This is a genomic window from Streptomyces sp. NPDC054887, from assembly GCF_053610585.1.
In genome coordinates, this window is record NZ_JBSGYQ010000050.1 from 30,557 (window position 1) to 55,371 (window position 24,815).

Consider the following 24,815-nt stretch of genomic DNA (forward strand, 5'->3'; position numbering starts at 1 on the left):
AGGCGATCCGGGCGGGAAGCCGCGGCGGCGTCGACGCCGCCGCGCCGCTCGCGCGCGTGCGGGCCGCGAGGTGTGCGGCGTACGGGCGACCGGTGCGCGCCCGCACGGCGAGCGCCCGCGGGGCCGGTGCGCCCCCTCGGAGCTGCGGCGGAGGCGGGAGACCCGGCGCGGGCGGGCTGCCGCGGCGTACCGGGCCCGGGGGTGGTCGGGGGACGGCCCGGCCTTCCGTGCCCGCTTGCTGCGTATTGTCGCGAATGAGACGAGAAACACAGGGCGCCCGGCGGGCCGCCGGGCGCCTCCCCGCGCGTGCCGGGACGTCGGCCCCGCGCCCCGTGCGCCGGGCGCGGGACCTCGCGCCGGCCCGTCCCGTCAGTCCGTCGGCAGGCCCGGCGCCGGGAAGGCGGCCATGAGGTCGGCGACCTCGGCACGGATCACGGCGAGTGCCTCCTCGTCGCCGGTGCGGGCGGCGGTGACGCCCCGGTCGATCCACTCGGCGACGGCCGGCATGTGGTCGGCGGTGAGTCCGCGCGAGGTGAGGGACGGCGTGCCGATACGGATGCCGGAGGGGTCGAACGGCTTCCTCGGGTCGTACGGGACGGTGTTGTAGTTGACGACGATGCCGGCCCGGTCGAGGGCCTTCGCCGCCACCTTGCCGGGCACGTCCTTGGGCGTGAGGTCCATCAGGATCAGGTGGTTGTCGGTGCCGCCCGAGACCAGCTCGAAGCCCCGGGCGAGCAGCGCCTCGGCCAGCGCGCGGGCGTTGGCGACGACCGCGTGCGCGTAGTCGCGGAAGGCGGGCTGGGCCGCCTCGTGCAGGGCGACCGCGATGGCGGCCGTGGTCTGGTTGTGGGGACCGCCCTGGAGGCCGGGGAAGACGGCCTTGTCGATGGCCTTGGCGTGCTCCTCGCGGGACATGAGCATCGCGCCGCGCGGACCGCGCAGGGTCTTGTGGGTGGTGGTGGAGACGACGTCGGCGTGCGGGACCGGCGACGGGTGCGCGCCGCCCGCGATCAGTCCGGCGATGTGGGCGACGTCCGCGACCAGGACCGCGCCGGCCTCCCGGGCGATCTCCGCGAAGGCCGCGAAGTCGATGGTCCGGGGGAGCGCGGTGCCCCCGCAGAAGATCAGCTTCGGGCGCTCCTTGAGCGCGAGGTCGCGCACCTCGTCGAAGTCGATGAGCCCGGTGTCGTGGCGTACGCCGTACTGGACGCCGCGGAACCACCTGCCGGTGGCCGAGACGCCCCACCCGTGGGTGAGGTGGCCGCCCATCGGCAGGGCCATGCCCATCACCGTGTCGCCGGGCTCGGCGAAGGCGAGGTAGACGGCGAGGTTGGCGGGCGAGCCGGAGTAGGGCTGGACGTTGGCGTGCTCGACGCCGAACAGGGCCTTGGCGCGGTCGGTGGCGAGCCGCTCGACCTGGTCGATGTTCTGCTGGCCCTCGTAGTAGCGCCGGCCCGCGTAGCCCTCGCTGTACTTGTTCTGGAGCACGGTGCCGGAGGCTTCGAGAACCGCCTGCGAGACGTAGTTCTCGCTGGGGATCAGGCGCAGGGTGTCGGCCTGGAGCAGTTCCTCGGCGCCGACGAGCGCGGCGAGTTCGGGGTCCGTGGCGGACAGGGCGGGGTGGCTGAGCGGGAGCGTCATGCGTCCTCCGGGGCGACGGTCGGTGTCCGTTCGTGGTCCCGGGGTGCCCAGGCGGGCGGCACCTCGTGCTGATGTTCCCGTACGGCTTCCCCGCGGTCCGTTCCGCGTACGCCAGTCGCCGTGCGTACGCCACACCCTAGCGGCCGCACCGTCGCGCATGGTTTCTTCGTCCGGCATGCGAGCGACGATAGAAAGGGGCGGGTGACCCGCCCCTCGCCGGACGGATTTGTTGCGACGATCGGAGAACCCGTGTCGACCACCCAAGCCGCCATCGCCTCAGCGGAGGCTCACAGCGCGCACAACTACCATCCGCTCCCCATCGTCGTCTCGTCGGCGGACGGCGCCTGGATGACCGACATCGAGGGCCGCCGCTACCTCGACATGCTCGCCGGGTACTCCGCGCTCAACTTCGGCCACGGCAACCGCCGGCTCGTCGAGGCCGCCAAGGCGCAGCTCGACAGGGTGACGCTGACCTCCCGGGCCTTCCACCACGACCGGTTCGCCGACTTCTGCGCCCAGCTCGCCGACCTGTGCGGCATGGACATGGTGCTGCCGATGAACACCGGCGCCGAGGCCGTGGAGACGGCGGTGAAGACGGCCCGCAAGTGGGGCTACAAGGTCAAGGGCGTGCTCGACGGCACGGCGAAGATCATCGTCGCGGCGAACAACTTCCACGGCCGTACGACGACCGTCGTCAGCTTCTCCACGGACCACGAGGCCCGCGCCGACTTCGGCCCGTACACGCCCGGGTTCGAGATCGTTCCGTACGGCGACCTGACGGCGCTCGACGCGGCGATGACCGACAACACCGTGGCCGTCCTGCTCGAACCGATCCAGGGCGAGGCGGGCGTCCTGGTGCCGCCGGCCGGATACCTGGCGGGCGTGCGGGAGTTGACCCGCGAGCGGAACGTGCTGTTCGTCGCCGACGAGATCCAGTCGGGCCTCGGCCGCACGGGCCGGACGTTCGCGTGCGAGCACGAGGGGGTCGTCCCCGACATGTACGTCCTGGGCAAGGCGCTCGGCGGCGGTGTCGTGCCGGTGTCCGCCGTCGTGTCGTCGGCCGAGGTGCTGGGGGTGTACGGGCCGGGCGAGCACGGTTCGACGTTCGGCGGGAACCCGCTGGCCTGCGCCGTGGGTCTCGAGGTCGTCGCGATGCTGCGCACCGGCGAGTTCCAGCAGCGCGCCGCCGAGCTCGGCGACCACCTCCACCAGCAGCTGGGCCTGATGGTGGGCGGCGGCGCGGTCGAGGCGGTGCGCGGGCGCGGGCTGTGGGCGGGCGTCGACATCACGCCGTCGCGCGGAACGGGCCGGGAGATCTCGGAGAAGCTGATGGACCGGGGCGTCCTGGTGAAGGACACGCACGGCTCGACGATCCGGATCGCGCCGCCGCTGGTGATCAGCAAGGAGGACCTGGACTGGGGCCTCGACCAGCTGGGCGCGGTACTGGCCGGCTAGGGCGGCGGGGCCGCCGGAGCGCTCCGGTGTCCGCCGTGGTGGTGCCACGGCGGACAGCGGGCGCGGGCGGTCTTTCGGTACGGGCGGTCAGAGGATGACGTGGGGCAGGAAGCGGGCGTACTCGTCCGTGACGAGGCCCGAGGACTCCCGGATGCCGAGGCCCGCCGCCTCGTTCTCGACGACCCACGCGCCGAGTACCACGCGGTTGCCGTCGAAGTCCGGCAGCGGCGCCAGCTCCTGGTAGCAGAAGCCCGGTCCCTCCTCGGCGGAGGCGCCCGGCGCCCCTCCCGGCGCGTGCACCGTGACGCCGGCGCCCTCGCGGCCGAGCAAGGGCTTGGCGACGTAACCGGGGCCGCCGGGAGCCGCGAGTTCACGCGGGCCGTCGAGGTAGGCGGCGAGCAGGTTCGGGTGGCCGGGGTAGAGCTCCCAGAGGATCGCCAGCAGCGCCTTGTTGGAGAGCAGCATCTTCCAGGCCGGCTCGATCCACATCGTGGTGCCGGTGCCGCCGCCGTTGTCGAGAGTGTTCACGACGTGCGGGCCGAAGCGGTCGGTCGTCAGCCATTCCCAGGGGTAGAGCTTGAAGCAGCCGCGGATGAAGCGCAGGCGGCCGTCGACGAAGCGGCCGGAGAGCCGGTCCCAGCCGATCTGCTCGACGGAGAGCGCCTCGGTCTCCAATCCCGCCTGCTGCGCGGTCTCGCGCAGGTAGGCGACCGTCATCAGGTCCTCGCCGAGCTCGTCGCCGTCCGAGTGGACGAAGTGCAGCGGACCGGGCGGCAGGAGGTGCGCCTGGTGCTTCCACGCGTCGACGAGCCGCTCGTGCAAGGAGTTCCACTGGTCGGCGCCGGGGAAGCGCTCCTCCATCCAGAACCACTGCGGACTGGCCGCCTCCACCAGCGAGGTGGGCGTGTCGGCGTTGTACTCCAGCATCTTGGCGGGGCCCGTGCCGTCGTACCGGAGGTCGAACCGCCCGTAGATCGAGGGGAGTTCGGCGCGCCTTCGCCACGAGTCGGCGACGCGCGAGGCCAGCCGCGGGTCCGTGATGCCGAGGTCGGCGAAGCGGTCGTGCTCGACGATGTGCGCGGCGGCCGCCAGGCACATGGCGTGCAGTTCCTCGACGACCTCCTCCATCGCCTCGACCTCGGGGAGGGAGAACACGTAGTACGCGCTCTCGTCCCAGTACGGGCGCAGCGACCCGTCCGGGAAGCGGGTCAGCGGGTAGACGAGGCCCTGCTCCTCGACGGTCCGCTGCCAGCCGGGGCGGGGTTCGATCGTGTGTCGCTTCATCGGTTGCGTGCCTGCGTGCCCGGGCCCGGAGGCCCTGTCAGCCGCCGCCGGAGCCGGAGGAGCCGAAGCCGCCCCGGTCGACCGCGGACTTGTCGAAGCTGCCGTCGCTGACCTTGCCGTCGCTGACGCGGCCGCCGTAGTAGTACCTGCCGGTGCCGTTCACGTCGCACTCGCGCTCGGGGAGCACTTCCTTGGTGACCCGGTCCGCGCACCGCCGGTCCGGTTCCGACCCGCACGCGGTGAGGGTCGCCGCGAGGACGCCCATGCCGCCGAGCAGCACCGTGCCCGACCTCAGCCTGCGTCGTCCAACCGCCATGTCCCGGCCACTCCCCCGTCGTGCGAACAGATCTCAGAACCGTCCGACAGACTAGAGGGCCCGCCGCCGCCGCCGGAACCGGGTACGCGATCACCGCCCCTCTAGAGTCGGTTTTGTGCTTCTCGGGATGATCTGCGCGCTCGCTTCGGCGGTCTGCATCGGTACGGCTTCCGTACTCCAGGCCGTCGCGGCCCGCGCCGCGCAGCCGGGCACCGGCAGCGGCGTCGACGTGACGCTGCAACTGCGCGCCATGCGCCAGTGGCGCTACCTCGTGGGCCTCGCGCTCGACGGCCTGAGCTTCGCGCTGCAGATCGTCGCGCTGCTCACGATCCCCATCTACGCCGTGGAGGCGTCGCAGGCCGCGAGCCTCGCCGTGACGGCGGTCGTCGCCGCGCGCGTCCTGAGCGTCCGCCTCCGGGGCCTGGAGTGGGCGGCGGTGGCGGTGGTCTGCGCGGGGCTGGCGATGATCGGGCTCTCCGTCGGCGCCGAGGGCGGCAGCGACGGCCCGCCCGCCCTGCCGTACGCCCTGCTCGGCGTCGCCTTCGCCGTGCTGCTCGCCGGCGCGGTGGCGGGCCGCCTGCCGGGCCGGGCCCGCGCCCTGGTGCTCGGGTTCGGCGCGGGCACGGGCTTCGGGGTGGTGTCGGTCTCGGTGCGGCTGATCGACGACCTGGCGCCGTCGGCGCTGGTGACCAATCCGGCCGTGTACGCGCTGCTGCTTGCCGGCGGTACGGCGTTCCTCCTCCTGACGTCGGCGTTCCAGCGCGGCTCGGTGACCACGGCGACGGCGGGGATGGTGATCGGCGAGACGATCGGGCCCGCCGTGGTGGGTGTGGTGTGGCTCGGCGACCGCACGCGGGAGGGCCTGGCGGTGCCGGCGGCCGTGGGCTTCGCGGTGGCGGTGGCGGGCGCCCTGGCCCTGGCCCGGTTCGGGGAGGCGGCCGCCGAGCTCGTGGCGGACGAGCCGCCGCCCGCCTCCTCCGTGCCCGACTGAGCCCCGCAACGGGAACTCTTTCGGATGGTTTATCGTTCATCTTTACGTGGGAAGGGACGCGCTGCCGTAAGGCGGCCGGCGGGCCCGCCCGCGTACGAGCCCCGGTCGGCCTCCCCCGTCCGGCCGGGGCTCCCCCCACCCGGCCGGCGGCCGGAGCACCCTCACGGCAGTGCCCGGCACAGGGCGTCCAGGGCGCCCGTCCAGGCGCTGTCCGGCGGTGTGGCGTATCCCACGACCAGCGCGTCCCCGTCCCGTCGCACCGACGGATGGCGGAAACTGCCGACGCCTTCCAGCGCCAGGCCCTGCCACGCCGCCGCCTGCACGACCGAGCGCTCCGTGCCGGCCGGCAGCTCCAGGACGGCGTGCAGCCCCGCCGCGATGCCCGTCACCCGTACGCCGGGCGCCCGGTCCGCCAGCGCCTGCACCAGCTGGTCGCGCCGCCGGCGGTAGCGCAGCCGCATGGCGCGCACGTGACGGTCGTACGCGCCGGAGCGGATGAACTCCGCGAGCGTCAGCTGGTCCGGGGAACCCGACATCCAGTCGACGACGCCCTTCGCCGCCGCCACCTCCCGCGCCAGCGCCCCGGGCAGCACCATCCACGCCAGCCGCAGCCCCGGGGCGAGCGACTTGCTCGCCGTGCCCAGGTAGACGCAGCGCTCCGGATCGAGCCCCTGGAGGGCGCCGACCGGCTGCCGGTCGTAGCGGAACTCGCCGTCGTAGTCGTCCTCCAGGACCAGCCCGCCGGTGGAGCGCGCCCAGTCGACGGCGGCCGAGCGGCGGTCCGCCCGCAGGGCGGCACCGGTGGGGAACTGGTGGGCCGGCGTCAGCAGCACGGCCCCCGCGTCCGGCAGCTCCCCCAGCTCGCCGGTGCGCGCCCCGTGCGCGTCCAGCCCCAGCGCCGGGGTGCCGAGGCCGGCCTCGGTGAACACGTCCCGGTGGAAGGGCAGGCCGTACGACTCGACCGCCACCTCCCGTACGCCCCGCCGCGCCAGCACCTTCGCGAGGAGCGACAGCCCGTGCACGAAACCCGAGCAGACGACGACCCGGTCCGGCGAGGCCCGCACGCCCCGCGCCCGCGCGAGGTACTCCGCGACGGCAGTGCGCAGCTCCACGCGCCCCCGCGGATCGCCGTACCCGAACGCGTCGTGCGGCGCGGTGGTCAGAGCGCGCCGGGCGGCCCGCAGCCACTGCGCACGCGGGAAGGACGCCAGGTCGGGGCTGCCCGGCATGAGGCTGTACGCCGCCGCGCGCCGCGCGCCCCGGCGCGGAGCGACGGCGGGCGCCGGGGTCTCGCGCGGCGCGGCCCGCGGCGCGACCCGGGTGCCCGAGCCCTGACGGGCGGTGAGCCAGCCCTCGGCGACCAGTTCGGCGTACGCGTCCGCGACGGTGTTGCGGGCGACGCCCAGGTCGGCGGCGAGCGACCGGGAGGACGGCAGCCGCGTGCCGGGGGCCAGCCTGCCGGTGCGGACGGCTTCGCGCAGGGCGTTCATCAGGCCCCTACGGAGCCCGGAGGCGCCGAGCTCCACATGCAGGTCGACACCGTAAGTGGCCCATGGATCCGTCACGGCAATGGACCATAGTGGTGCGCCAACACCGCCGTAGCGTCGACTCCATGACGACAGCGACGCACGCCACGCACCCGAAGACCGCCGAACACGCCCCCGAGCACCCGCCGCGCCTGGAATGGGCGAAGCTCGCCCCGGACGTCTACAAGGCCATGATCACGCTGGACGCCGCGGCCAGGAAGGGCCTCGATCCGGTCCTCCTGGAGCTGGTCAAGATCCGCGCCTCGCAGCTCAACCGCTGCGCCTTCTGCATCGACATGCACTCCAAGGACGCGCTGGCGGCCGGTGAATCCGTCGAGCGGATCGTCCAGCTGAGCGCCTGGCAGGAGTCCCGGCACTTCTACACCGCGAAGGAGGCGGCGGCGCTGGAACTCACCGAGGCCGTCACCGTCCTGACCGACGGCTTCGTCCCCGACGACGTCTACGCGCGGGCCGCCGAGCACTTCGAGGAGGCCGAACTGGCGCGCCTGATCGCCGCCGTCACGGTCATCAACGCGTGGAACCGCTTCGGCGTGAGCACCCGCATGGTCCCCGGCCACTACACGCCGGGCGACTTCGCGCACTGAGCGACGGCACGCCGCGAGGGGCCCGCCACTGCTGCGGCGGGCCCCTCGCTGCGTGCTGCGCGCCCGGTTACTTCTTGGGCATCCAGGACTTCCACGTCGACTCGTTCGCCTTGACCCACTTCTCGGCCGCGGCCTCCGGCGACAGCTTCTCGTCGGCGATCATCAGGGCGACCTCGTTCTGCTGCTCGGTCGTCCACTTGAAGTTCTTCAGGAACTCGGCCGCCTCGCCGCCGTTCTTCGCGAAGTCCGCGTTGAAGAACTTCTGGAGCGGCGTGTTCGGGTAGCCGCAGGCGATCTTCTTCGGGTCGGCGTCGCAGCCTTCCTTGTACTCCGGCAGCTTGACCTCGACCATGTCGATCTCGGCGTTCAGCCACTGCGGCGTCCACCAGTACGTCAGGAACGGCTTCTCGGCCTTCGCGTACTTCTTCATGGCGGTGATCTGGCTGGCCTCGGAACCCGAGTAGTTGGTCTTCAGGTCCAGCTTCAGGTTCTTGATCAGCGCGTCGTCGTTGGTGACGTAGTCGGGCGACCCTTCGAGGATCTCGCCCTTGTCGCCACTCTCCGCTGTCTTGAACTCGTCGGCGTACTTGTTGAGGTTCTTCCAGTCCGTGACGTCCGGGTGCTTGTCCGCGAAGTACTTCGGGACGAACCAGCCGATGTGCCCGGTGACACCGAGGTCGCCGCCCTTGACGACGGTCTTCTTGGTGTCGACGTACTGCTTCTCCTCCTTGGGGTGGCCCCAGTCCTCCAGGATCCCGTCGATGTCGCCCTTCGACAGCGCGTCCCACGCGAGGACCTCGCCCATCTGCTGGGTCTTGACGGTGTAGCCGAGCTCCTTCTCCAGGAGGTACGCCGCCACGGCGGTGTTGGCCTGGGCGCCGACCCACGACGGGACCGTCAGCTTCACGGTCTTCTTGTCGCCGGCCTCCTGGCTCTTGCCGGTCTCGGCGGCGCCGCACCCGCTGAGGGCGAGCAGGCCGAGGGCCGCGGCGGTGGCGGCGGCTGTGCGGGTGATCCGGGTGTTCATGCGCATGAAGGTGACTCTCTTCTTCTGGCGGAAGTGCGGAAGCAAGCGGGGAAAGGGGCGGTCAGCCGTCGTCGCGCCGGCGCGCGCGCCCGGCGCCCGGCTGGGTCAGGCGGTCCAGTACGAGTCCGAGGCACACGATCGCGGCGCCCGCGGTCATACCGACACCCATCTCGCCGCGCGAGAGGCCCTTGACGACGTCGTATCCGAGCGCGCCACCGCCGACGAGGCCGCCGACGACGACCACGGCGAGGACCAGTACGACGCCCTGGTTGACGGCGAGCTGGAGCGCCGGGCGGGCCAGCGGCAGCTGGACCTGGAGGAGCTGCTGCCGGGGTCCGGCGCCCAGGGAGCGTGCCGCCTCCAGGGCGGACGGGTCCACTTCCCTGATCCCCTGGGTGGTGATGCGGACGACGGCGGGCAGCGCGTACACGACGGCCGCGATGATCGCGGAGGCGCGCGTGACGCCGAACAGGGCGACCACCGGGATCAGGTACACGAACTGCGGCATGGTCTGCATCGCGTCGAGCACCGGCCGCATCCACCGTTCGAACCGGCCCGCGCGGGCCGCCGCGATGCCGAGCGCGAAGCCCAGCAGCAGCGTCACGAACAGGGCCGCGATCACCTGGGAGAGCGTGTCGAGGGACTTCGTCCACACGCCGAGAACACCCACGGCGCCCAGTGCGAGCGTCGAGGTCAGCGCGGTCGCCCAGGAGCCGACCAGCCAGGCCAGGGCGGCCACGATCAGCAGCAGCGCCCACCAGGGCAGCCACACCAGCCCGTCCCGCAGCGGGTTGAGCACCCACAGCGTGAAGTTCTCCGACCACACCTCGGTGCCGCCGAGCACCGGGACGCCCGATGCGAGGTGGTCGGTGATCCAGTCCTGCGCCTTGTTGACGGGCGTGGAGACGTCGTACGTCCACCCTTCCGGCCAGCTCCGCGTGAGCAGCGCCCGGCCGGCCGCGGCGGCGGCCGCCGTGACGACCGCGACGAGCGCCCAGGCGCGCGGGCCGTGCAGGAACTTCGGGCCGCCCGGCGCCGAGGCACCGATGCGTTCGCCGGCCGCGGCGGTCGTGCGGTCGAGCCAGACGGCGATCAGCACGATCGGGACACCGGCCGCGAGCGCCTTGCCGACGTCGACCGTGGACAGTGCCGAGTAGACCTCCTCGCCGAGACCGCCGGCGCCGACGAGGGCCGCGATGACGACCATCGAGAGCGCCATCATGATCGTCTGGTTGAGGCCGAGCAGCATCTCCTTGCGGGCGAGCGGCAGACGTGCCGTCCACAGCCGCTGCCATCCGCTCGCGCCGAGCGAGGCGGATGCCTCCAGTACCCCGGCGTCGGCGCCGCGCAGGCCGAGTGCCGTGAGGCGGGCCATCGGCGGGGCGGCGTAGATGACCGTGCAGAAGAGGGCCGCGGGCGTGCCGGTGCCGAAGACGAGGACGAACGGCAGCAGGTACGCGAAGGCCGGCATCACCTGCATGGTGTCCAGCACCGGGCGCAGCATCCGGTGGAAGCGGTCGGAGAGTCCGGCCGCGAGTCCGAGCGCGATGCCGAGCACGGAGGCGACCGCGACGGCGACGACCATCAGCGCGATGGTCAGCAGCGTGGCGTCCCACATGCCGAGGAGCCCGCACACGGTGAACACGACGGCCGCGATGCCCGCCGTCTTCGCGCCGCGCCGGTCGAGTCCGGCGGCGCGCCACGCGAACAGCACCGCGAGCACGGCGAAGCCGAGCCAGCCGAGCGCGTCGAGGCCGGCGTAGACGGCGTCGACGGCGTCGGTCGCGGTGTTGGACAGGTGCAGCAGGAAGTACAGGAACAGGGGGTGGGTCTCGCGGTTGTCGATGACCCACGCGTTGGCGTCGTCGAGCGGACCGGACACGTCGACGGTCAGGCCGGCGGGCCAGCCACCGCCGCCCAGGAGCGCGGCGCCCAGCGGTACGAGCACGAACGCGGCGACGGCGAGCGGCAGGAGCTTGCGGCCCGCGCGGTGGCGCAGGGCGGCGGCGAGCCGGCCGGGGCCGGGCACCGTCGTCTCCTTCGGGGGCGTGGTGACGGCCGCCGTCATGCGGCGACCGCCTTCGGGTCCTGGGCTCCGAGGCCGGCGACGACCGCGAGCAGCCCCTGGTGGTCGACGACGCCTATGCAGCGTCCGTTCTCCATGACGCGGGCGGGCGCGCCGGTGCGGGCGACGGCCTCGATGGCGGCGGAGACGGTGGCGTCGGGGGCGACGGAGGCGCCGTTCTCGGTCTCGGCCACGTCCCCGGCGGGGCGCATGGCCGTGCGTACGGTCATGACCTGCTCGCGCGCCACGTCGCGGACGAAGTCCCGCACGTAGTCGTCGGCGGGTGCCCCGACGATCTCCTCAGGGGTGCCGAGCTGCACGATCCGGCCGTCGCGCATCAGCGCGATCCGGGTGCCGATGCGCAGCGCCTCGCTGAGGTCGTGGGTGATGAAGACCATGGTGCGGCCCTCCTCGCGGTGCAGGCGTACGACTTCCTCCTGCATGTCGCGGCGGATCAGCGGGTCGAGGGCGCTGAACGGCTCGTCGAAGAGGAGCACCTCGGGGTCGACGGCGAGGGCGCGGGCGAGGCCCACCCGCTGCTGCTGCCCGCCGGAGAGCTGCCCGGGACGGCGCTCCTCCATCCCGGCGAGGCCGACCTTCTCGACGACCTCGGCGGCCTTGGCGCGGCGCTCTGCCCGGCCCATGCCCTGGATCTCCAGGCCGTAGGCCACGTTGTCGAGGACCGAGCGGTGCGGCAGCAGGCCGAAGTGCTGGAAGACCATGGAGGCGCGGTGCCTGCGCAGTTCGCGCAGCCGCGTCCTGTCCATGGACAGGACGTCCTCGCCGTCGATGGCGACGGCGCCGGAGGTGGGCTCGATGAGCCGGGTGAGGCAGCGTACGAGGGTCGACTTGCCGGAGCCCGAGAGTCCCATCACGACGAAGACCTCGCCCTTGTGCACGTCGAAGGAGACGTCACGCACGGCGGCGGTGCAGCCGGTGCGGTCCCGCAGCTCCTCGGCGGACAGTTCGGCGTACTCGGCGTTCGCCGGTACGCGGTCGGCCTTCGGTCCGAAGACCTTCCACAGGTTCCGTACGGAGAAGACCGGTTCGGCGTTCGTGTGTTCAGCGGCGGTCATCACGCATCACCTCCCGGTGTAGTGGTTTCTGCAAGCAGTTCGGCGCACTTCTCCCCGACCATCAGGACCCCGATCATCGGGTTCACGGCGGGCATCGTCGGGAACACGGACGCGTCGGCGATACGTACGCCTTCGAGGCCGCGGATTCTCAAGTCCGGAGCGACCACCGCGAGTTCGTCGTCGCCGTCGCCCATCCGGCAGGTGCCCGCCGGGTGGTACACGGTGTGCGCCACCTTCCGGGCGTACGCGCTGATGTCCTCGTCGGAGGTCACCTCGGGGCCGGGGCACACCTCGCGCTTCAGCCACTTGGCGAGCGGCTCGGCCTTGGCGATCTCGCGGGCGATGCGGATGCCGTCGACGAGCGTCTGGGCGTCGTAGTCGTCCTCGTCCGTGAAGTAGCGGAAGTCCAGCGCGGGCTTGACGGCCGGATCGGCGCTCGTCAGGAAGAGGCGGCCGCGGCTGTGCGGCTTCGGGATGTTCGGGGTCATCGACACGCCGTGCTCGGGCCGCTCGTAGCCGAGGCGCTCCGGGTTGTCGGTGAACGGGATCTGGTAGAAGTGGAACATCAGGTCCGGGCCGCGGCTCGCCGGGTCGCGCCGTACGAACAGGCCCGCGTCGGAGTCCATCGCGGAGTTCTCGGGTATCGGCCCGTCCGTCTCCCAGACGATGACCGACTCCGGGTGGTCGAGCAGGTTCTCGCCGACGCCCGGCAGGTCGTGCACGACGGGAATCCCGAGCGCCTCCAGGTCCTGCCGGGGCCCGATGCCGGAGTGCAGCAGCAGCCGGGGGGTGTCCACCGCGCCCGCGCAGACCAGCACCTCGCGGCTCGCCTCGACGAGGACCTCCTCGCCGTCCTTGGTCCGCACCCGTACGCCGGTCGCCCGCGTCCCCTCCAGCTCCAGCCTGTACGCCCAGCTCTCCAGCATGATGTGGAGGTTCGGCCGGTCCAGGAACGGGTGCAGGTAGGCCACCGAGGCGGACGAGCGCTTGTTGTCCTCGGGGTGGTAGGCGAGGTCGAAGAAGCCGACGCCCTCGTGGAACGGCTGCTGGTTGAACCCCTCGACGCGCGGCACGCCGACGGCGTCCTGGGCGGCGTCGACGAAGTCGCGGGCGATGGCGTTCCGGTCCTTCTCCGCCACCGGCACGATGTTGTTGCGCAGCTTGTGGAAGTACGGCGCCATGGCCTCGGCGCCCCAGCCCTTCGCGCCCGCGGTCTCCCACTCGTCCCAGTCGGACGGCAGGGGCTGGAAGGCGATGAGGGTGTTGTGCGAGGAGCAGCCGCCCAGGACCCGGGCGCGGCTGTGCCGGATGTGTGAGTTGCCGCGGGGCTGCTCGGTGGTCGGGTAGTCGTAGTCGAGCTCGCCGCCCAGCAGGCCCATCCAGCGCCGCAGGGTGAGGACGTCGGGGCGGTCGACGTCGGTCGGCCCTCCCTCGATGACGGCGACGCGGACCGACGGGTCCTCGGTCAGCCGGGACGCGATCACCGAACCTGCGGTGCCGCCCCCGACGACGACGTAGTCGTATACGGGCATGGGTTGCTGCTCCTCTTTCGTGCGGCCTCGGTCGCCGGGCCGGCTGGTCCTTCGGGACCGGTGGTACGGGGCGGGGGCCTCGGGTGTCGGGAAGGGCGGTCGGGCGGCGCGCCTCAGCCCGCGAACCAGCGCACCGGGCGCGGGTCCAGGTTCTGGTAGATGTGCTTGGCCTCCCGGTACTCCGCGAGTCCCGAGGGTCCGAGCTCGCGCCCGACACCGGACTTGCCGAAGCCGCCCCACTCCGCCTGCGGCAGGTAGGGGTGGAAGTCGTTGATCCACACGGTGCCGTGCCGCAGCCGCCCCGCGACGCGCCGGGCGCGTCCGGCGTCGGCCGTCCACACGCCGCCCGCCAGCCCGTACTCGGTGTCGTTGGCCAGCGCGACGGCCTCGTCCTCCGTACGGAAGGTCTCCACGGTCAGGACCGGCCCGAAGACCTCCTCCCGTACGACGCGCATCTCGCGGTGGCACCGGTCGAGGACGGTCGGCGCGTAGAAGTACCCGCCCTCGGGCCGTACGCCGGACGGTTCGGGCCGCTTGCCGCCGGAGCGCAGCACCGCGCCCTCCTCCAGCGCGGAGGCGACGTACATCTCCGTCTTCGCCAACTGCTGGGCGGAGACGAGCGGGCCGCACTCGACGCCGTCGGCCGTGCCGCGGCCGAGGCGGATCTTCTCCGCCCGGCGGGCGAGTTCGGCGACGAAGCGCTCGCGCACCGACTCCTCGACGATCAGGCGCGAGCCGGCCGAGCAGACCTGGCCGCTGTGGATGAACGCGGCGTTCAGCGCCTGGTCGACGGCGGTGTCGAAGCCCTCCTCGGTCGCGCAGGCATCCGCGAAGACGACGTTGGGGTTCTTTCCGCCCAGTTCGAGCGCCACCTTCTTCACGGTGACGGCGGCGGCCCGCATGACCTTCGTACCGCTGGCGAGGCCGCCCGTGAACGAGACGAGGTCGACGTCGGGGTGCTCGGCCATCCGCGCGCCGACGGGGTCGCCCGGACCGGTCACCAGGTTGGCCACGCCGGCCGGCAGGCCCGCCTCCACCAGCAGCTCCATCAGCGCCACGGTCGTCAGCGGAGTGATCTCGCTCGGCTTGAGCACGAAGGTGTTGCCCGCCGCCAGGGCCGGGGCGATCTTCCAACTGGCCTGGAGGAGCGGGTAGTTCCACGGCGCGATGAGCGCGCAGACGCCGACCGGCTCGTGCACGACGACGCTGTGGATGCCGGGCGAACCGGCGTCGACGACCCGGCCCCCGCCCTCGCCGACGACGAGTTCGGCGAAGTACCGGAAGGCGTCGCTCACGCAGTCGACGTCGACCCGGCCCTCCTCCAGGGTCTTCCCCGCGTCGCGGCTTTCGAGCAGCGCGATGTCCTCACGGTCCCGCTGGAGCAGGTCCCCGACCCGGCGCAGCAGCGCGGCCCGCTCGACCACCGGGGTACGGGGCCACTCGCCCGAGTCGAAGGCCGTACGGGCGGCCGCCACGGCGGCATCGACGTCCGCGGCACCCCCCTCGGCGACGACGGCGAAGGGCTTGGCGTCCGCGGGGTCGATGATCTCGCGCGTGGCACCGGAAGCGGCTGCCTGCCACTTCCCGCCCACATGGATGGTCTGTTGTCCCGACACTTCGCGTTTCGCCTTCCATTCCCGATATGTACGGCCGGTAAAGACCGGCGACCGGGAGCCCTCCCCCCAAAGGCGATAACCATGCGCAACACATGGCCGAAAGTGCCCTGTGTCACGACCAACATGCAACAAAACCGGTCAGACTACCCCGCAAAGCGCATCGCAGTCACTCGGTTACGGGTTCCGATCGGCATGCGTGCGACGGCGGGGGGTGGGTGCGGGCGGGCTGGGGCGTGGAGTGGGTCGGGGGACGGGCAGGTAGGGCGGGGTGGGTGGGCGGTTTCCGTGATGACTGGGCTCTGTCGCCGGCTGTCCAGCGGGCGTCACCGGCTGTCAGCCGGGCGCCGGCGAGGCTCCCGCGACGGCGACGGCGACGGCGACGGCGACGGCGACGGCGACGGCGAATTACACCGTCATGGCGTCAACGCGGGGAGCACAGCGACGACCGCTGTCGCGGCGCTCAAACGGCGAAATTCGGCCCCGCCAAACGGCAGCGGAGGACGAGGGAGGCGGCGAGGGAGGCACGTACAGACCACGCACGGCCCGGCCGCGCCCTTCCCCCTCCCCCATGCTGTCACTCTCCGTTGCCGTCCGGAGGGGTCGTACGTTCAGCCTCCCAGCAGCGCGCCGACCGCAGCCACAGCGGCGGCCCCGGAGGCCAGGAACTCGACGCCCGGCCCCGCCGCCACCAGCGCGTCACGCAGCCGGGCGAGGCGGCCGGGGGTAGCCTCGCCGCCGCCCTCGATCTCCTCCTCGGTAGACACGAGCTCGGCGTCGAGCACGACGGTGGCGTCGCTGGCGACGAGCCGGTCCAGGTCCGCCCGCAGCTGCCGTACGGCGAGGAGCAACTCCTCTTGCGCCGGGTCACGGGACGGCACGGCGACGTTGTTGGTGTTGCTGACGGTGTTGCCGTTCCCGATGCCGATGGCGCTGTTGTGCACGGTCCCGACGTGGACCGACCGCTGCTCGTCAGAGGTTCCCATTGCGTACTCCCCCATCGCTGCCGGCACTGCTGCTGTTGCTACTACCTTGGCTGTTGACGCTCGTCGTCGTAACCGTGTTCCTGTCACCGATGCCGAAGGCGCTTCCGTACGCGGACTCAGCGGACCCATCAGCGGCCTTAATGGTGACGACCCCCGTCTCGACGCGCACGATTCTCCGCCCGAACTCGCCGGTCTACCATCCCACTTCCTGCAATGCGATCCGGGTGAGCAAACACCATCTGGTGCGAACGGCCGGACAGTCTGCACCTGCCTGCGCAGAGAGGGCGAAGCTTGAGAGCCGGGCTGGGAGCCCTGGGGTCGCCCGGTCAAGATCGGCGAGCTGTCGCTCGTCAAGGGGGCGGCCACGCGGTCCCGCCGCAGGCCCCGGGGAGCGCTGAGCCGGGAAAGGCGGCGGGCTTTGTTGGGCCTGGGGCGTTGATTGCTTCTGGTGTGGGGGCCGCCTTTCTGGAGGGTGGCGTCGGAGGCCCGCCCCTCAAGGGCGCTCCTGCGTCGCGTCGCCTGCGGCGATTGCGCTGCGCTCCACCCTTGACCGCCGAACCTCCGACGCAAGGCTTAAGGGGGGCGGCCCCCGGGGGGAGCCCACGGGAAAGGCTCGGAGAGTGGTTGCACGTACGTCGCCGGGTTGGAGACCGGTGGGCGGGGCGCGACGGCTTCTGGGGTGGTGCGGCCCCTGGCTCAGCGGCTGACGGGAACGGCCGTTGGTGCGACACCACCATCGCGACCCGTGCCAGCACACCGGGCGATGGGGCGGGGCGCTTCCGGGCGACGTGCGGGCGTGCGGGCGTGCGTGAAGACGGCATGGGGGCGGGGCGACTCCGCCCGGCCGGGCGGCCAAGTGCACACCTTGACCGGTCACCGATGGCCGGTGACCGGCTAGACGTTCACCCGTTGCCCCGGGGACCCGCTGAGACGTAAGGCCGTTCGTGGCCCCGATGACCGGGTGGGACGTAAGCCCGTCGGTCCGGTGACCGGGTGGGACGTAAGTCCGTTGGTGAGCGGCGGGTGGGTGGGTGCGTGGTGGACGGTTTCGGGGCAAATGGCGCGGCCGATCGCGGGCAGATGGGGGTAGGCGACCCTCTGTGGGTCCTCACCCCCACCTAGCGAGCCGAACCGATACGGATGTGTCGGCTGAGACCGGTGAGGCGTTCCGGCTCACCAAGTGTGGACTTCGTCCCACCCCCGATGTGCAGCGCCGCAGATCTCGACGATGTGCACGTCTAGGCGCAGCCCGTCGGTCGCCGGTCGCCGGTCGCTCACAGCGCCCACCAGCAGTACAACCGCGACCCAGAGACCCGAGCGCGCTGAGCCAGTCCGGCCAGATTGCGCAAAACACCGGCCGCGAACTCGACGTCCACGTGTAGCTGCCGCAGTTCATCGGTCCTCGACCACAACTCGGCGCAGCGAACGATGTCGTCCCGCGTCGCCGTGACAAGGGCGTCGGTCAGCGCGTCCGACACGCTGACGACGAACGGCGGACCCTCTTCCGGCAACGACACGACACCGCCGGACTTCGAACGTCGACCGACTTCCTCATAGCTGCATCCCGTCATCACGGCTTCGAGCCGAGCGATCGAGACAACCGGGTCGATGCCCTTGAGACACACGACGTCGTACTCCACCGACCCCGGCCCACCCGGATACCGAAGGACCGCGACGGCGGCCTCGTCGTCAGCGGCGGAGAAGTAGTCGCACAGCGGCATGCCGCCGATTCTGGCATCCACGACTGACAGTCAGTCGGAGACCGTGAGTGAGACCGTGAGTCCTCTAGGCAGGGGCGTGCAGGCCACCCTGATGGCGTGTCGGGCTGTCAGGCCGTTGGGCTGGGACCAACTCAACACATCGCGCACGCACCACCCCAGCGACTCATCCCACACGGGGCAAATAGGACGACAGTCCTCGCCATCTGTGGAGTTCGGTTCATCCCTGCCCCATCCGCAGGCGCCAAGTACGTCCAGATCAACTCCGCACGTCGACCGGCAAGGCTGGCCGCCCACCGAGCCGGGGCGCTCGCGTGCATCCCCATGTCGGTGTCGCACCAGCGGCCGTCGTCGCACCCGCCGAGACAGGGGCCGAGCCACCCCAGAACCGACCGCGCACCCCACCACACACCCGCAAGCCACCAAACAAACGCCCGCCCCCATCCCGCTCCCGTGCAGGGCGTTTTCCTGGCGCCGTCCCCCCATAAGCGTTTGCGGTGGGCCGGGGTGGTGGGTCAAGGGTGGGCCGTAGGTCCATCGCGCAGCGACGCGACGTAGGAGCGCCCTTGACGCGCCACCCCGGCCCACCGACACTCAAGCGCCCGGGGACGGCCCCACACCCCCCAGAAGCAACAAGTGGTTCCCGTACCTCCGCCCCACCCCCGCCGCGCCAACAACAACGCCCCCGGCAGCCGATTCATCGACTACCGGGGGCGTTGCCACATCAGCACATCCGCGCATCAACCCATCAGCACATCCGTGCATCCGTGCATCCGTGCCCCATCAGGCTGACGGCGTCAGGCCGTACCTCAGGTCAGATCAGGCCCAGCTCGCGTACCGCGGCGCGCTCCTCTTCGAGCTCCTTCACCGACGCGTCGATGCGCGCGCGGGAGAACTCGTTGATGTCCAGGCCCTGGACGATCTCGTACTTGCCGTCCTTGCAGGTGACCGGGAAGGAGGAGATGAGACCCTCCGGCACGCCGTACGAACCGTCCGACGGGATGCCCATCGACGTCCAGTCGCCGGCCGCCGTGCCGTTGACCCACGTGTGCACGTGGTCGATGGCCGCGTTGGCGGCGGAGGCCGCCGAGGACGCGCCGCGCGCCTCGATGATCGCCGCGCCGCGCTTGGCGACGGTCGGGATGAAGGTGTCGGCCAGCCACTGCTCGTCGTTGACGACCTCGGCGGCGTTCTTGCCGGCGACCTCCGCGTGGAAGATGTCCGGGTACTGCGTCGCCGAGTGGTTGCCCCAGATCGTGAGGCGCTTGATGTCGGAGACCGTGGCGCCGGTCTTCTTCGCGAGCTGCGACAGCGCGCGGTTGTGGTCCAGGCGCGTCATCGCCGTGAAGCGCTCGGCCGGTACGTCCGGTGCCGCAGCCTGCGCGATGAGCGCGTTGGTGTTGGCCGGGTTGCCGACGACGAGCACCCGGATGTCGTCGGCGGCGTTGTCGTTGATGGCCTTGCCCTGCGGCTTGAAGATGCCACCGTTGGCGGACAGCAGGTCGCCGCGCTCCATGCCCTTCGTGCGCGGGCGGGCGCCGACGAGGAGGGCTACGTTCGCGCCGTCGAAGCCGACGTTCGGGTCGTCGGTGATCTCGATGCCCTGGAGCAGCGGGAAGGCGCAGTCGTCGAGCTCCATGGCGGTGCCCTCGGCGGCCTTCAGGCCCTGCGGGATTTCCAGGAGACGCAGTTTGACCGGCACATCCGCGCCGAGCAGGTGGCCGGAAGCGATGCGGAAGAGCAGCGCGTAACCGATCTGTCCGGCCGCGCCGGTGACGGTGACATTCACGGGAGTGCGGGTCATGGCGATCTCCGTAAGACAGCTGGCGGTGGGGGTCCCTGCCCCTCGTTGCTGGATATCCCGCACGCCCAGGCGTCTGTTCGGCGTCTGAATCTTGACGTGAAGAGATATCCAGCGGTCAGGCTATCCGACCCCGGGAGTCCCGGTCTCCCGACCCCGTGTGGTGCGGCGCACATAACCCCCGAACGCCGGGCGGCCGCCCGCGCCAGGGGGGGGGGAGCGCGGGCGGCCGGCCGACCGGGGTGGTGTTCACCCGTGGGGGGACACCATCCGCCTGCCCGCTTCCGGCGCGCGCATTCCCTCTTCTGCTCGTCTCTTCTCGGTCTTCACATGCCTTCACAGCTTGTGACAGATCTTCGCGGCTGCTCCCCGGCCTACGCCGTCCTTCACCACCGCTCATGACGGCTGATCACACCACTCGGGCGACGCGCCCGGGATCCGGTCCTCACCCCAGGCCCTACCTGGCCCTACCAGGCCCTACCTGGCTCTATCAGGTACTCACAGGCCCTACTCCTGAGTGGTGCAACCCTTCACGCCCGTCGCGAGGGTTGCGCACGCCTTCGCGTCAGTGGCCTTGGTCGCGGCGACCATGGGGGTGTACGCGTCCTTGTCGGCGTCGACGAGGCCGTTCTGCGGTTCGGGCTTCTCCGCACCGCCCGAGCCGGCAGCGGGAGCGGCGTCCGAGGCGATCTCCACCTTGTCGCCGACCGCGGCCTGCGTGATACGGGCCCATGCCGCGCCACACGTCTTGCTGTACCGGACCTCGACGAAGGCGGTACCGACCGTCGCGCTGGCCGTCGTCTTGGCGAACTCACCGCCGCAGCCCATGGCCTCCGGGTCCTCACCGGTGCAGTCGTTGCCGCTGCACTTGACGCCGGGGGGCAGCTTGGGAGCCGAAGTGGCCGGTTGGGTCTTCGGCTTGTCCTTGGCTACGGGACCCTTGTCCTTGCCGCCGAAGTCGGTCAGCAGTACGGCGGCCGCTATCACCAGCAGCGCGCCCACGACGCCGGCGAGGAACATGGTGACCTTCCGGCGCCTGCGCCGGCCGTCCGGCGAACCGGCCCCGGGGCCCGCCCCCGGCCCCCTGCCGTTCTGCTGCTGGTTCGAGTGCTGCTGGTTCTGGTGCTGCTGCTGGGGGGATATGAAGTCCTGCGGCGAGCCCGTCGGCGTACGGCGGCCGGGTGTTCCGCGGCCTGCTGCGCCCGCGCCCGCGGCCGGGCCGGCACCCGTACCGGAAGCCGGGCCGAGGGAGTCCGCGCCGGGGCCCATGGCCGTGCCGGCGAAGCCGCCGCCTGCGGCCGGACCGTTCGGGTCCGTGGCGGTGCGGCGGGCCTGGCGGCCCCCCTTGGCCGGCGCGGGGGTCTGGTCGAACTCGCCCAGCGCGGCACGTGCCTGCGAGATGCGAATCGCTTCCATCGTCATGTCGTGACGCATCTCGGAACGGCTCCAGGCGCGCTCCGCGAGCTCCCACATGGTGGTCAGGTGGCCCGCGTTCGTGCCGGTCACCTCGGCGAGCGCCAGAACCGCGCCCTTGGGCGCGAGCAGCCGCCCGTTCAGGTAGCGCTCCCAGGACGTCTTGCTGTACCCGGTCCGGTCCGCCACCGCGGCGACGCTGAGCCCGCTGCGGTCAACCAGCCGGCGCAGTTGGCTGGCGAACTCCTTGACCTGCGGATCGAGATCCTCCGGTAGAGCTTTCCAACGAGGCATTGCTTCCCCCTTGTCCCCCCGTACGTGCCTGATGTGCCCCGTGCTCGCGTGCTCCCCCCACTACGCCCCTTCCGCCGCCGGCGTGCCGGGCCAACAGGAGGGATGCGCCAAACCAGGATGTCAGTTCCTGGGGTGGGAGCGCACGGGAGCATTCGGGCGTCCGGCGCGCCCCTTGCGCGCCCCCGCCCGATTCCCGGGAACAGTGTCCCACCGCCAGGGCCCGGCGCGATCCGTCGCCCCATCTGTCACGCAGTGATCAGGCGGTGGCGGAATGGTCACCTCCGTGCCACAGGGACCCGACAGCTCTTGAACGGAATTGACGCGTCCCTGACGCTGAAAGCCGTGCCGACGCCCGTCCTTCCTCGGGGGAGAGGGCGGGCGTCGGACGCAACGCCGGTTCAGCGGACCGTGAAGCGGACCGCCGACTCCAGGAGCGGGATCTCCAGCCAGGGCTCGGGCTGCGCCATCAGCGCGAGCATGACGATGGCGAAGCCGAGCAGGCCGTACGTCGCCATGTCGGTGAAGCGCGAGCGTACGGCGAGCATGCCGACCGAGGGGATCAGGCGTCGCAGTACGGCGCCGGAGAGCAGCGCCAGGCCGATCATCAGCGTGCCGATACGGAAGCCGATCCCGAACGCGTCGACCGCCACGAGCAGCAGTCCCAGCGCGGTCGTGCCGAGCACCACGAGGAACGGCCACTGGCGAACGGGGGCCGCCGCGTCGCCGGGAGCCGCACGTCCGCCGCCCTCGGGCCGGGCGGTGTCCCGGGTGAAGAGGGGGAAGCGCCGGGTGGTGCGGACGGGGCCGTCCGGACCGGGCGCGCTGACGACTCCCTTGGCGGCGGGTTCGGGTTCGGGCCCGGATTCGGGCTCGGCTTCGGGTTCGGGTTGGGGGTGCGGTCCGGATTCGGGTGCGGAGTCGGGTGCAGGTCCGGATGCCGGATCGGCTGCAACTCCGGATACGGGATCGGATGCAGGCCCGGATGCGGGATCGGGTGCCGACTCGGTGGAATCGGCCGTGCCGGCCTCGGGCTTGTCGCCGGCCGTGCGCGTACCGCCTGCCTCACGGCTACCGCCGGCCTCACGGCTACCGCCTGCCTCGCCGGTCCGGCCTACCTCACCGGTCCCGCCAGCCTCGCCCGTCCCGCCGGCCTCGCCGGTCCTGCGGGTCGTGTCGGTCCCGGGGGTCTCGTCGGACCCGCCGGCCGCGGCGGTCTCGTCGGTCCCATCCGTCGGGCCTGCGACGTGCGGGTCCGTACCAGCGGCTGCACCGGCACCCCCGCCCGCGGCCGTACGAGCGCCTGCGCCCGCACCAGCGGCCGTGCCGGTACCCGCACCAGCACCCGCACGCGCACCGGCAACCACACCGGCCGCCGCACCCAGACGCCCGGCACCGTCGCCCATGACATCGCCCGCGGCGTCGCTCCTGAGGCCGCTCGTGGCATCGGCGGCAGCGTCGAGCGTGACATCACTCGTGATGTAACCGGGGGCATCGCCCGGGCCGTCGCCGGTGACGTCACCGGCGACGGCCGGTTCGTCGGGACTCGTAGCAGCACCCATCGGAGGGGCTTCCTTCCCGCTCAGCCCGCGGCCACGTCGACCGCGTCGGCGGCCGCGCGCTCCGCCGCCTCGACGACGTTGACGAGCAGTTGGGCGCGGGTCATCGGGCCGACGCCGCCGGGGTTGGGGGCGACCCAGCCTGCGACCTCCGCGACGCCCGGGTGCACGTCGCCGACGATCTTGCCGTCCTCGTCCCGGCTGACGCCGACGTCGAGCACGGCCGCGCCCGGCTTGACGTCCTCGGGCTTGATGAGATGCGGCACACCGGCCGCAGCGATGATGATGTCGGCCTGGCGGAGGTGGGCGGACAGGTCGCGCGTACCGGTGTGGCACTGCGTCACCGTAGCGTTCTCGGACTTGCGGGTCAGGACCAGCGGCATCGGGCGGCCGATGGTGATGCCGCGGCCGACGACCACGACGTTGGCTCCCTTGATCTCCACGTCGTGGTGGCGCAGGAGCTGGACGATGCCGTACGGCGTGCAGGGCAGGGGGCCGGGCTCGCCGATCACGAGCCGGCCGAGGCTCATGGGGTGGAGGCCGTCGGCGTCCTTCTCCGGGTCCATCAGCTCCAGGACGCGGTTGGTGTCGATGCCCTTGGGGAGCGGGAGTTGGACGATGTAACCCGTGCACTCCGGGTTCTCGTTGAGCTCGCGCACGACTGCCTCGATCTCCTCCTGGGAGGCGGTCGCGGGCAGTTCGCGCTGGATCGACGCGATGCCGACCTGGGCACAGTCGCGGTGCTTGCCCGCGACGTACCACTTGCTGCCCGGGTCGTCACCGACCAGCAGGGTGCCGAGCCCGGGGACGACGCCCTTGGACTTCAGCGCCGCCACGCGGGCGGTCAGGTCGGACTTGATCGCGGCTGCGGTGGCCTTGCCATCGAGAATCTGGGCAGTCATGCCCCCATCCTCGCGGATGGACCCGCCTCGGTACCAATCAGGCCGGTCCTGCCGAGGTTGCACTTGCACAACGCATGTGGAACTCGACTGGACAAAGACACGAGTGTCCTACAACGATGATCGGCGCAGTGCCGCGGACAGCGGCGGGGGGGCACCGCTGGTTTTGTGTTGTGACGTTCCTCCGCTCGGGCCGCGACGTCCCCAGCACTTCCAACGGAGGAACACCGCCATGAGTTTCGGCGACCCGAACAACCCGTACGGCCAGCAGCCGCAGCAGCCCCCGCAGGGCCAGCCCGGCTACGGCTACCCGCAGCAGGCCCCGCAGGGCGTGCCCCCGCAGCAGGGGTACGGCTACCCGCAGCAGGGCGCTCAGCAGCCGGGTCAGCCCTACGGCGCGTACCCGCAGCAGCCGGGCACCCTCCAGGCCAACAACGGCCTGATCAACGTCCCGGTTCTGGGCACCGTCCAGGTCGCCACGATGGGCCGCCGCTTCGGCGCGCGCGTCATCGACGCCGTCATCATCTCGGTGCTGTACTTCATCCTCAGCGCCGTCGGCGTCGCGGGAGCGGTCGGCGCCGCCGAGAGCGTGGAGGACTGCACGGGCCTCGACCCGCTGACCCCTGCGTACCAGGACTGCGTCAACAACCAGGCCGAGGCGGCCGGTGGCATGATGGCCGCGTTCCTCGGCATCATCCTCATCTTCTTCCTGGCCACGCTGCTCTACGAGTGGCTGATGATCTCCTTCCTGGGTGCCACGGTCGGCAAGCTGTCCCTCGGCCTGAAGGTCGTCAAGGAGAACACGGGCACGGTCCCGGGCCTCGGCGGCGGCTTCATCCGCTGGATCATCCCGATGGCGGGCGCGCTCCTGTGCGGTATCGGCCAGCTCCTGGTCTACCTCTCCCCGTTCTTCGACAACTCGGGCAAGCTGCAGGGCTGGCACGACCGTGCCTCCGGCACCATCGTGATCAAGAAGTAACGCACACGCACGCGCGAGAGGCCGCGACCCCCGTGGGG

At 71.8% G+C, this 24,815-nt stretch carries 19 protein-coding genes and 1 riboswitch; of the genes, 4 read left to right on the top strand and 15 right to left on the bottom strand.

The window, feature by feature from the left end; all coding sequences use genetic code 11:
* Positions 1-369 precede the first annotated feature (369 nt).
* The gene (locus tag ACWGH0_RS25200; RefSeq protein WP_453406500.1) at positions 370-1,641 is read right to left on the bottom strand and encodes a serine hydroxymethyltransferase; all 1,272 of its coding nucleotides are present in this window, start codon (positions 1,639-1,641) and stop codon (positions 370-372) included.
* Between the two features lie 38 nt (positions 1,642-1,679).
* Positions 1,680-1,770: riboswitch (ZMP/ZTP riboswitch) on the bottom strand.
* Positions 1,771-1,890: 120 nt separating this feature from the next.
* Between ACWGH0_RS25200 and rocD the strand changes: the two genes are divergently transcribed.
* A complete protein-coding gene (rocD, locus tag ACWGH0_RS25205) occupies positions 1,891-3,096 on the top strand; it encodes an ornithine--oxo-acid transaminase (protein WP_453406501.1) in 1,206 nt (401 codons plus the stop codon).
* An 87-nt stretch (positions 3,097-3,183) separates the two neighbouring features.
* Here the strand turns inward: rocD and ACWGH0_RS25210 are convergent, their stop codons facing one another.
* Both ACWGH0_RS25210 and ACWGH0_RS25215 read right to left on the bottom strand, forming a co-directional pair.
* Positions 3,184-4,380, bottom strand: coding sequence for a glutathionylspermidine synthase family protein (locus ACWGH0_RS25210; protein WP_453406502.1), 1,197 nt, complete (start codon positions 4,378-4,380; stop codon positions 3,184-3,186).
* Between the two features lie 37 nt (positions 4,381-4,417).
* Entirely contained in the window at positions 4,418-4,696 is a 279-nt protein-coding gene (locus ACWGH0_RS25215; RefSeq protein ID WP_453406503.1) for a hypothetical protein, read from the bottom strand.
* Between the two features lie 127 nt (positions 4,697-4,823).
* Here ACWGH0_RS25215 and ACWGH0_RS25220 point away from each other — a divergent pair, with 127 nt between their 5' ends.
* Positions 4,824-5,687, top strand: coding sequence for a hypothetical protein (locus ACWGH0_RS25220; RefSeq protein WP_453406520.1), 864 nt, complete (start codon positions 4,824-4,826; stop codon positions 5,685-5,687).
* A gap of 161 nt (positions 5,688-5,848) precedes the next feature.
* On the opposite strand, the gene pdxR is transcribed toward ACWGH0_RS25220, so the two are convergent.
* The gene (pdxR, locus tag ACWGH0_RS25225; RefSeq protein ID WP_453406504.1) at positions 5,849-7,252 is read right to left on the bottom strand and encodes a MocR-like pyridoxine biosynthesis transcription factor PdxR; all 1,404 of its coding nucleotides are present in this window, start codon (positions 7,250-7,252) and stop codon (positions 5,849-5,851) included.
* 47 nt (positions 7,253-7,299) lie between these two features.
* Between pdxR and ACWGH0_RS25230 the strand changes: the two genes are divergently transcribed.
* Entirely contained in the window at positions 7,300-7,818 is a 519-nt protein-coding gene (locus ACWGH0_RS25230; RefSeq protein WP_453406505.1) for a carboxymuconolactone decarboxylase family protein, read from the top strand.
* A gap of 67 nt (positions 7,819-7,885) precedes the next feature.
* Here ACWGH0_RS25230 and ACWGH0_RS25235 read toward each other — a convergent pair whose 3' ends face one another.
* The 11 genes from ACWGH0_RS25235 to ACWGH0_RS25285 all read right to left on the bottom strand — a co-directional run bounded on the left by ACWGH0_RS25235 (position 7,886) and on the right by ACWGH0_RS25285 (position 23,801).
* Complete coding sequence (locus ACWGH0_RS25235; RefSeq protein ID WP_453406506.1) at positions 7,886-8,851, bottom strand: ABC transporter substrate-binding protein; 966 nt, start codon at positions 8,849-8,851, stop codon at positions 7,886-7,888.
* 55 nt (positions 8,852-8,906) lie between these two features.
* On the bottom strand, positions 8,907-10,913 hold the full coding sequence (locus ACWGH0_RS25240) for an ABC transporter permease (protein ID WP_453406507.1): 2,007 nt from the start codon (positions 10,911-10,913) through the stop codon (positions 8,907-8,909).
* Entirely contained in the window at positions 10,910-11,986 is a 1,077-nt protein-coding gene (locus ACWGH0_RS25245) for a quaternary amine ABC transporter ATP-binding protein (RefSeq protein WP_453406508.1), read from the bottom strand. Before ACWGH0_RS25245 ends, ACWGH0_RS25240 begins: the two co-directional genes overlap by 4 nt.
* Entirely contained in the window at positions 11,986-13,518 is a 1,533-nt protein-coding gene (locus ACWGH0_RS25250; protein ID WP_453406509.1) for a GMC family oxidoreductase, read from the bottom strand. Before ACWGH0_RS25250 ends, ACWGH0_RS25245 begins: the two co-directional genes overlap by 1 nt.
* Positions 13,519-13,631: 113 nt before the next feature.
* A complete protein-coding gene (locus ACWGH0_RS25255; RefSeq protein WP_453406510.1) occupies positions 13,632-15,134 on the bottom strand; it encodes an aldehyde dehydrogenase family protein in 1,503 nt (500 codons plus the stop codon).
* 608 nt (positions 15,135-15,742) lie between these two features.
* Entirely contained in the window at positions 15,743-16,117 is a 375-nt protein-coding gene (locus ACWGH0_RS25260) for a hypothetical protein (protein WP_453406511.1), read from the bottom strand.
* Between the two features lie 1,274 nt (positions 16,118-17,391).
* Entirely contained in the window at positions 17,392-17,859 is a 468-nt protein-coding gene (locus ACWGH0_RS25265; protein WP_453406512.1) for a hypothetical protein, read from the bottom strand.
* A gap of 790 nt (positions 17,860-18,649) precedes the next feature.
* Positions 18,650-19,639 (bottom strand): malate dehydrogenase, encoded by a 990-nt coding sequence (locus tag ACWGH0_RS25270; protein ID WP_453406513.1) that lies wholly within the window; start codon positions 19,637-19,639, stop codon positions 18,650-18,652.
* Positions 19,640-20,143: 504 nt separating this feature from the next.
* Entirely contained in the window at positions 20,144-21,343 is a 1,200-nt protein-coding gene (locus ACWGH0_RS25275; protein WP_453406514.1) for an XRE family transcriptional regulator, read from the bottom strand.
* A gap of 398 nt (positions 21,344-21,741) precedes the next feature.
* The gene (locus tag ACWGH0_RS25280) at positions 21,742-22,026 is read right to left on the bottom strand and encodes a DUF3017 domain-containing protein (protein ID WP_453406515.1); all 285 of its coding nucleotides are present in this window, start codon (positions 22,024-22,026) and stop codon (positions 21,742-21,744) included.
* Between the two features lie 896 nt (positions 22,027-22,922).
* Positions 22,923-23,801 carry a bifunctional methylenetetrahydrofolate dehydrogenase/methenyltetrahydrofolate cyclohydrolase gene (locus ACWGH0_RS25285; RefSeq protein ID WP_453406516.1) on the bottom strand — a complete coding sequence of 293 codons (879 nt, stop codon included), beginning with the start codon at positions 23,799-23,801 and terminating at the stop codon, positions 22,923-22,925.
* A 229-nt stretch (positions 23,802-24,030) separates the two neighbouring features.
* On the opposite strand from ACWGH0_RS25285, the gene ACWGH0_RS25290 reads away from it, so the two are divergent.
* Positions 24,031-24,777 (top strand): RDD family protein, encoded by a 747-nt coding sequence (locus ACWGH0_RS25290; protein ID WP_453406517.1) that lies wholly within the window; start codon positions 24,031-24,033, stop codon positions 24,775-24,777.
* The last annotated feature ends 38 nt before the right edge of the window (positions 24,778-24,815 follow it).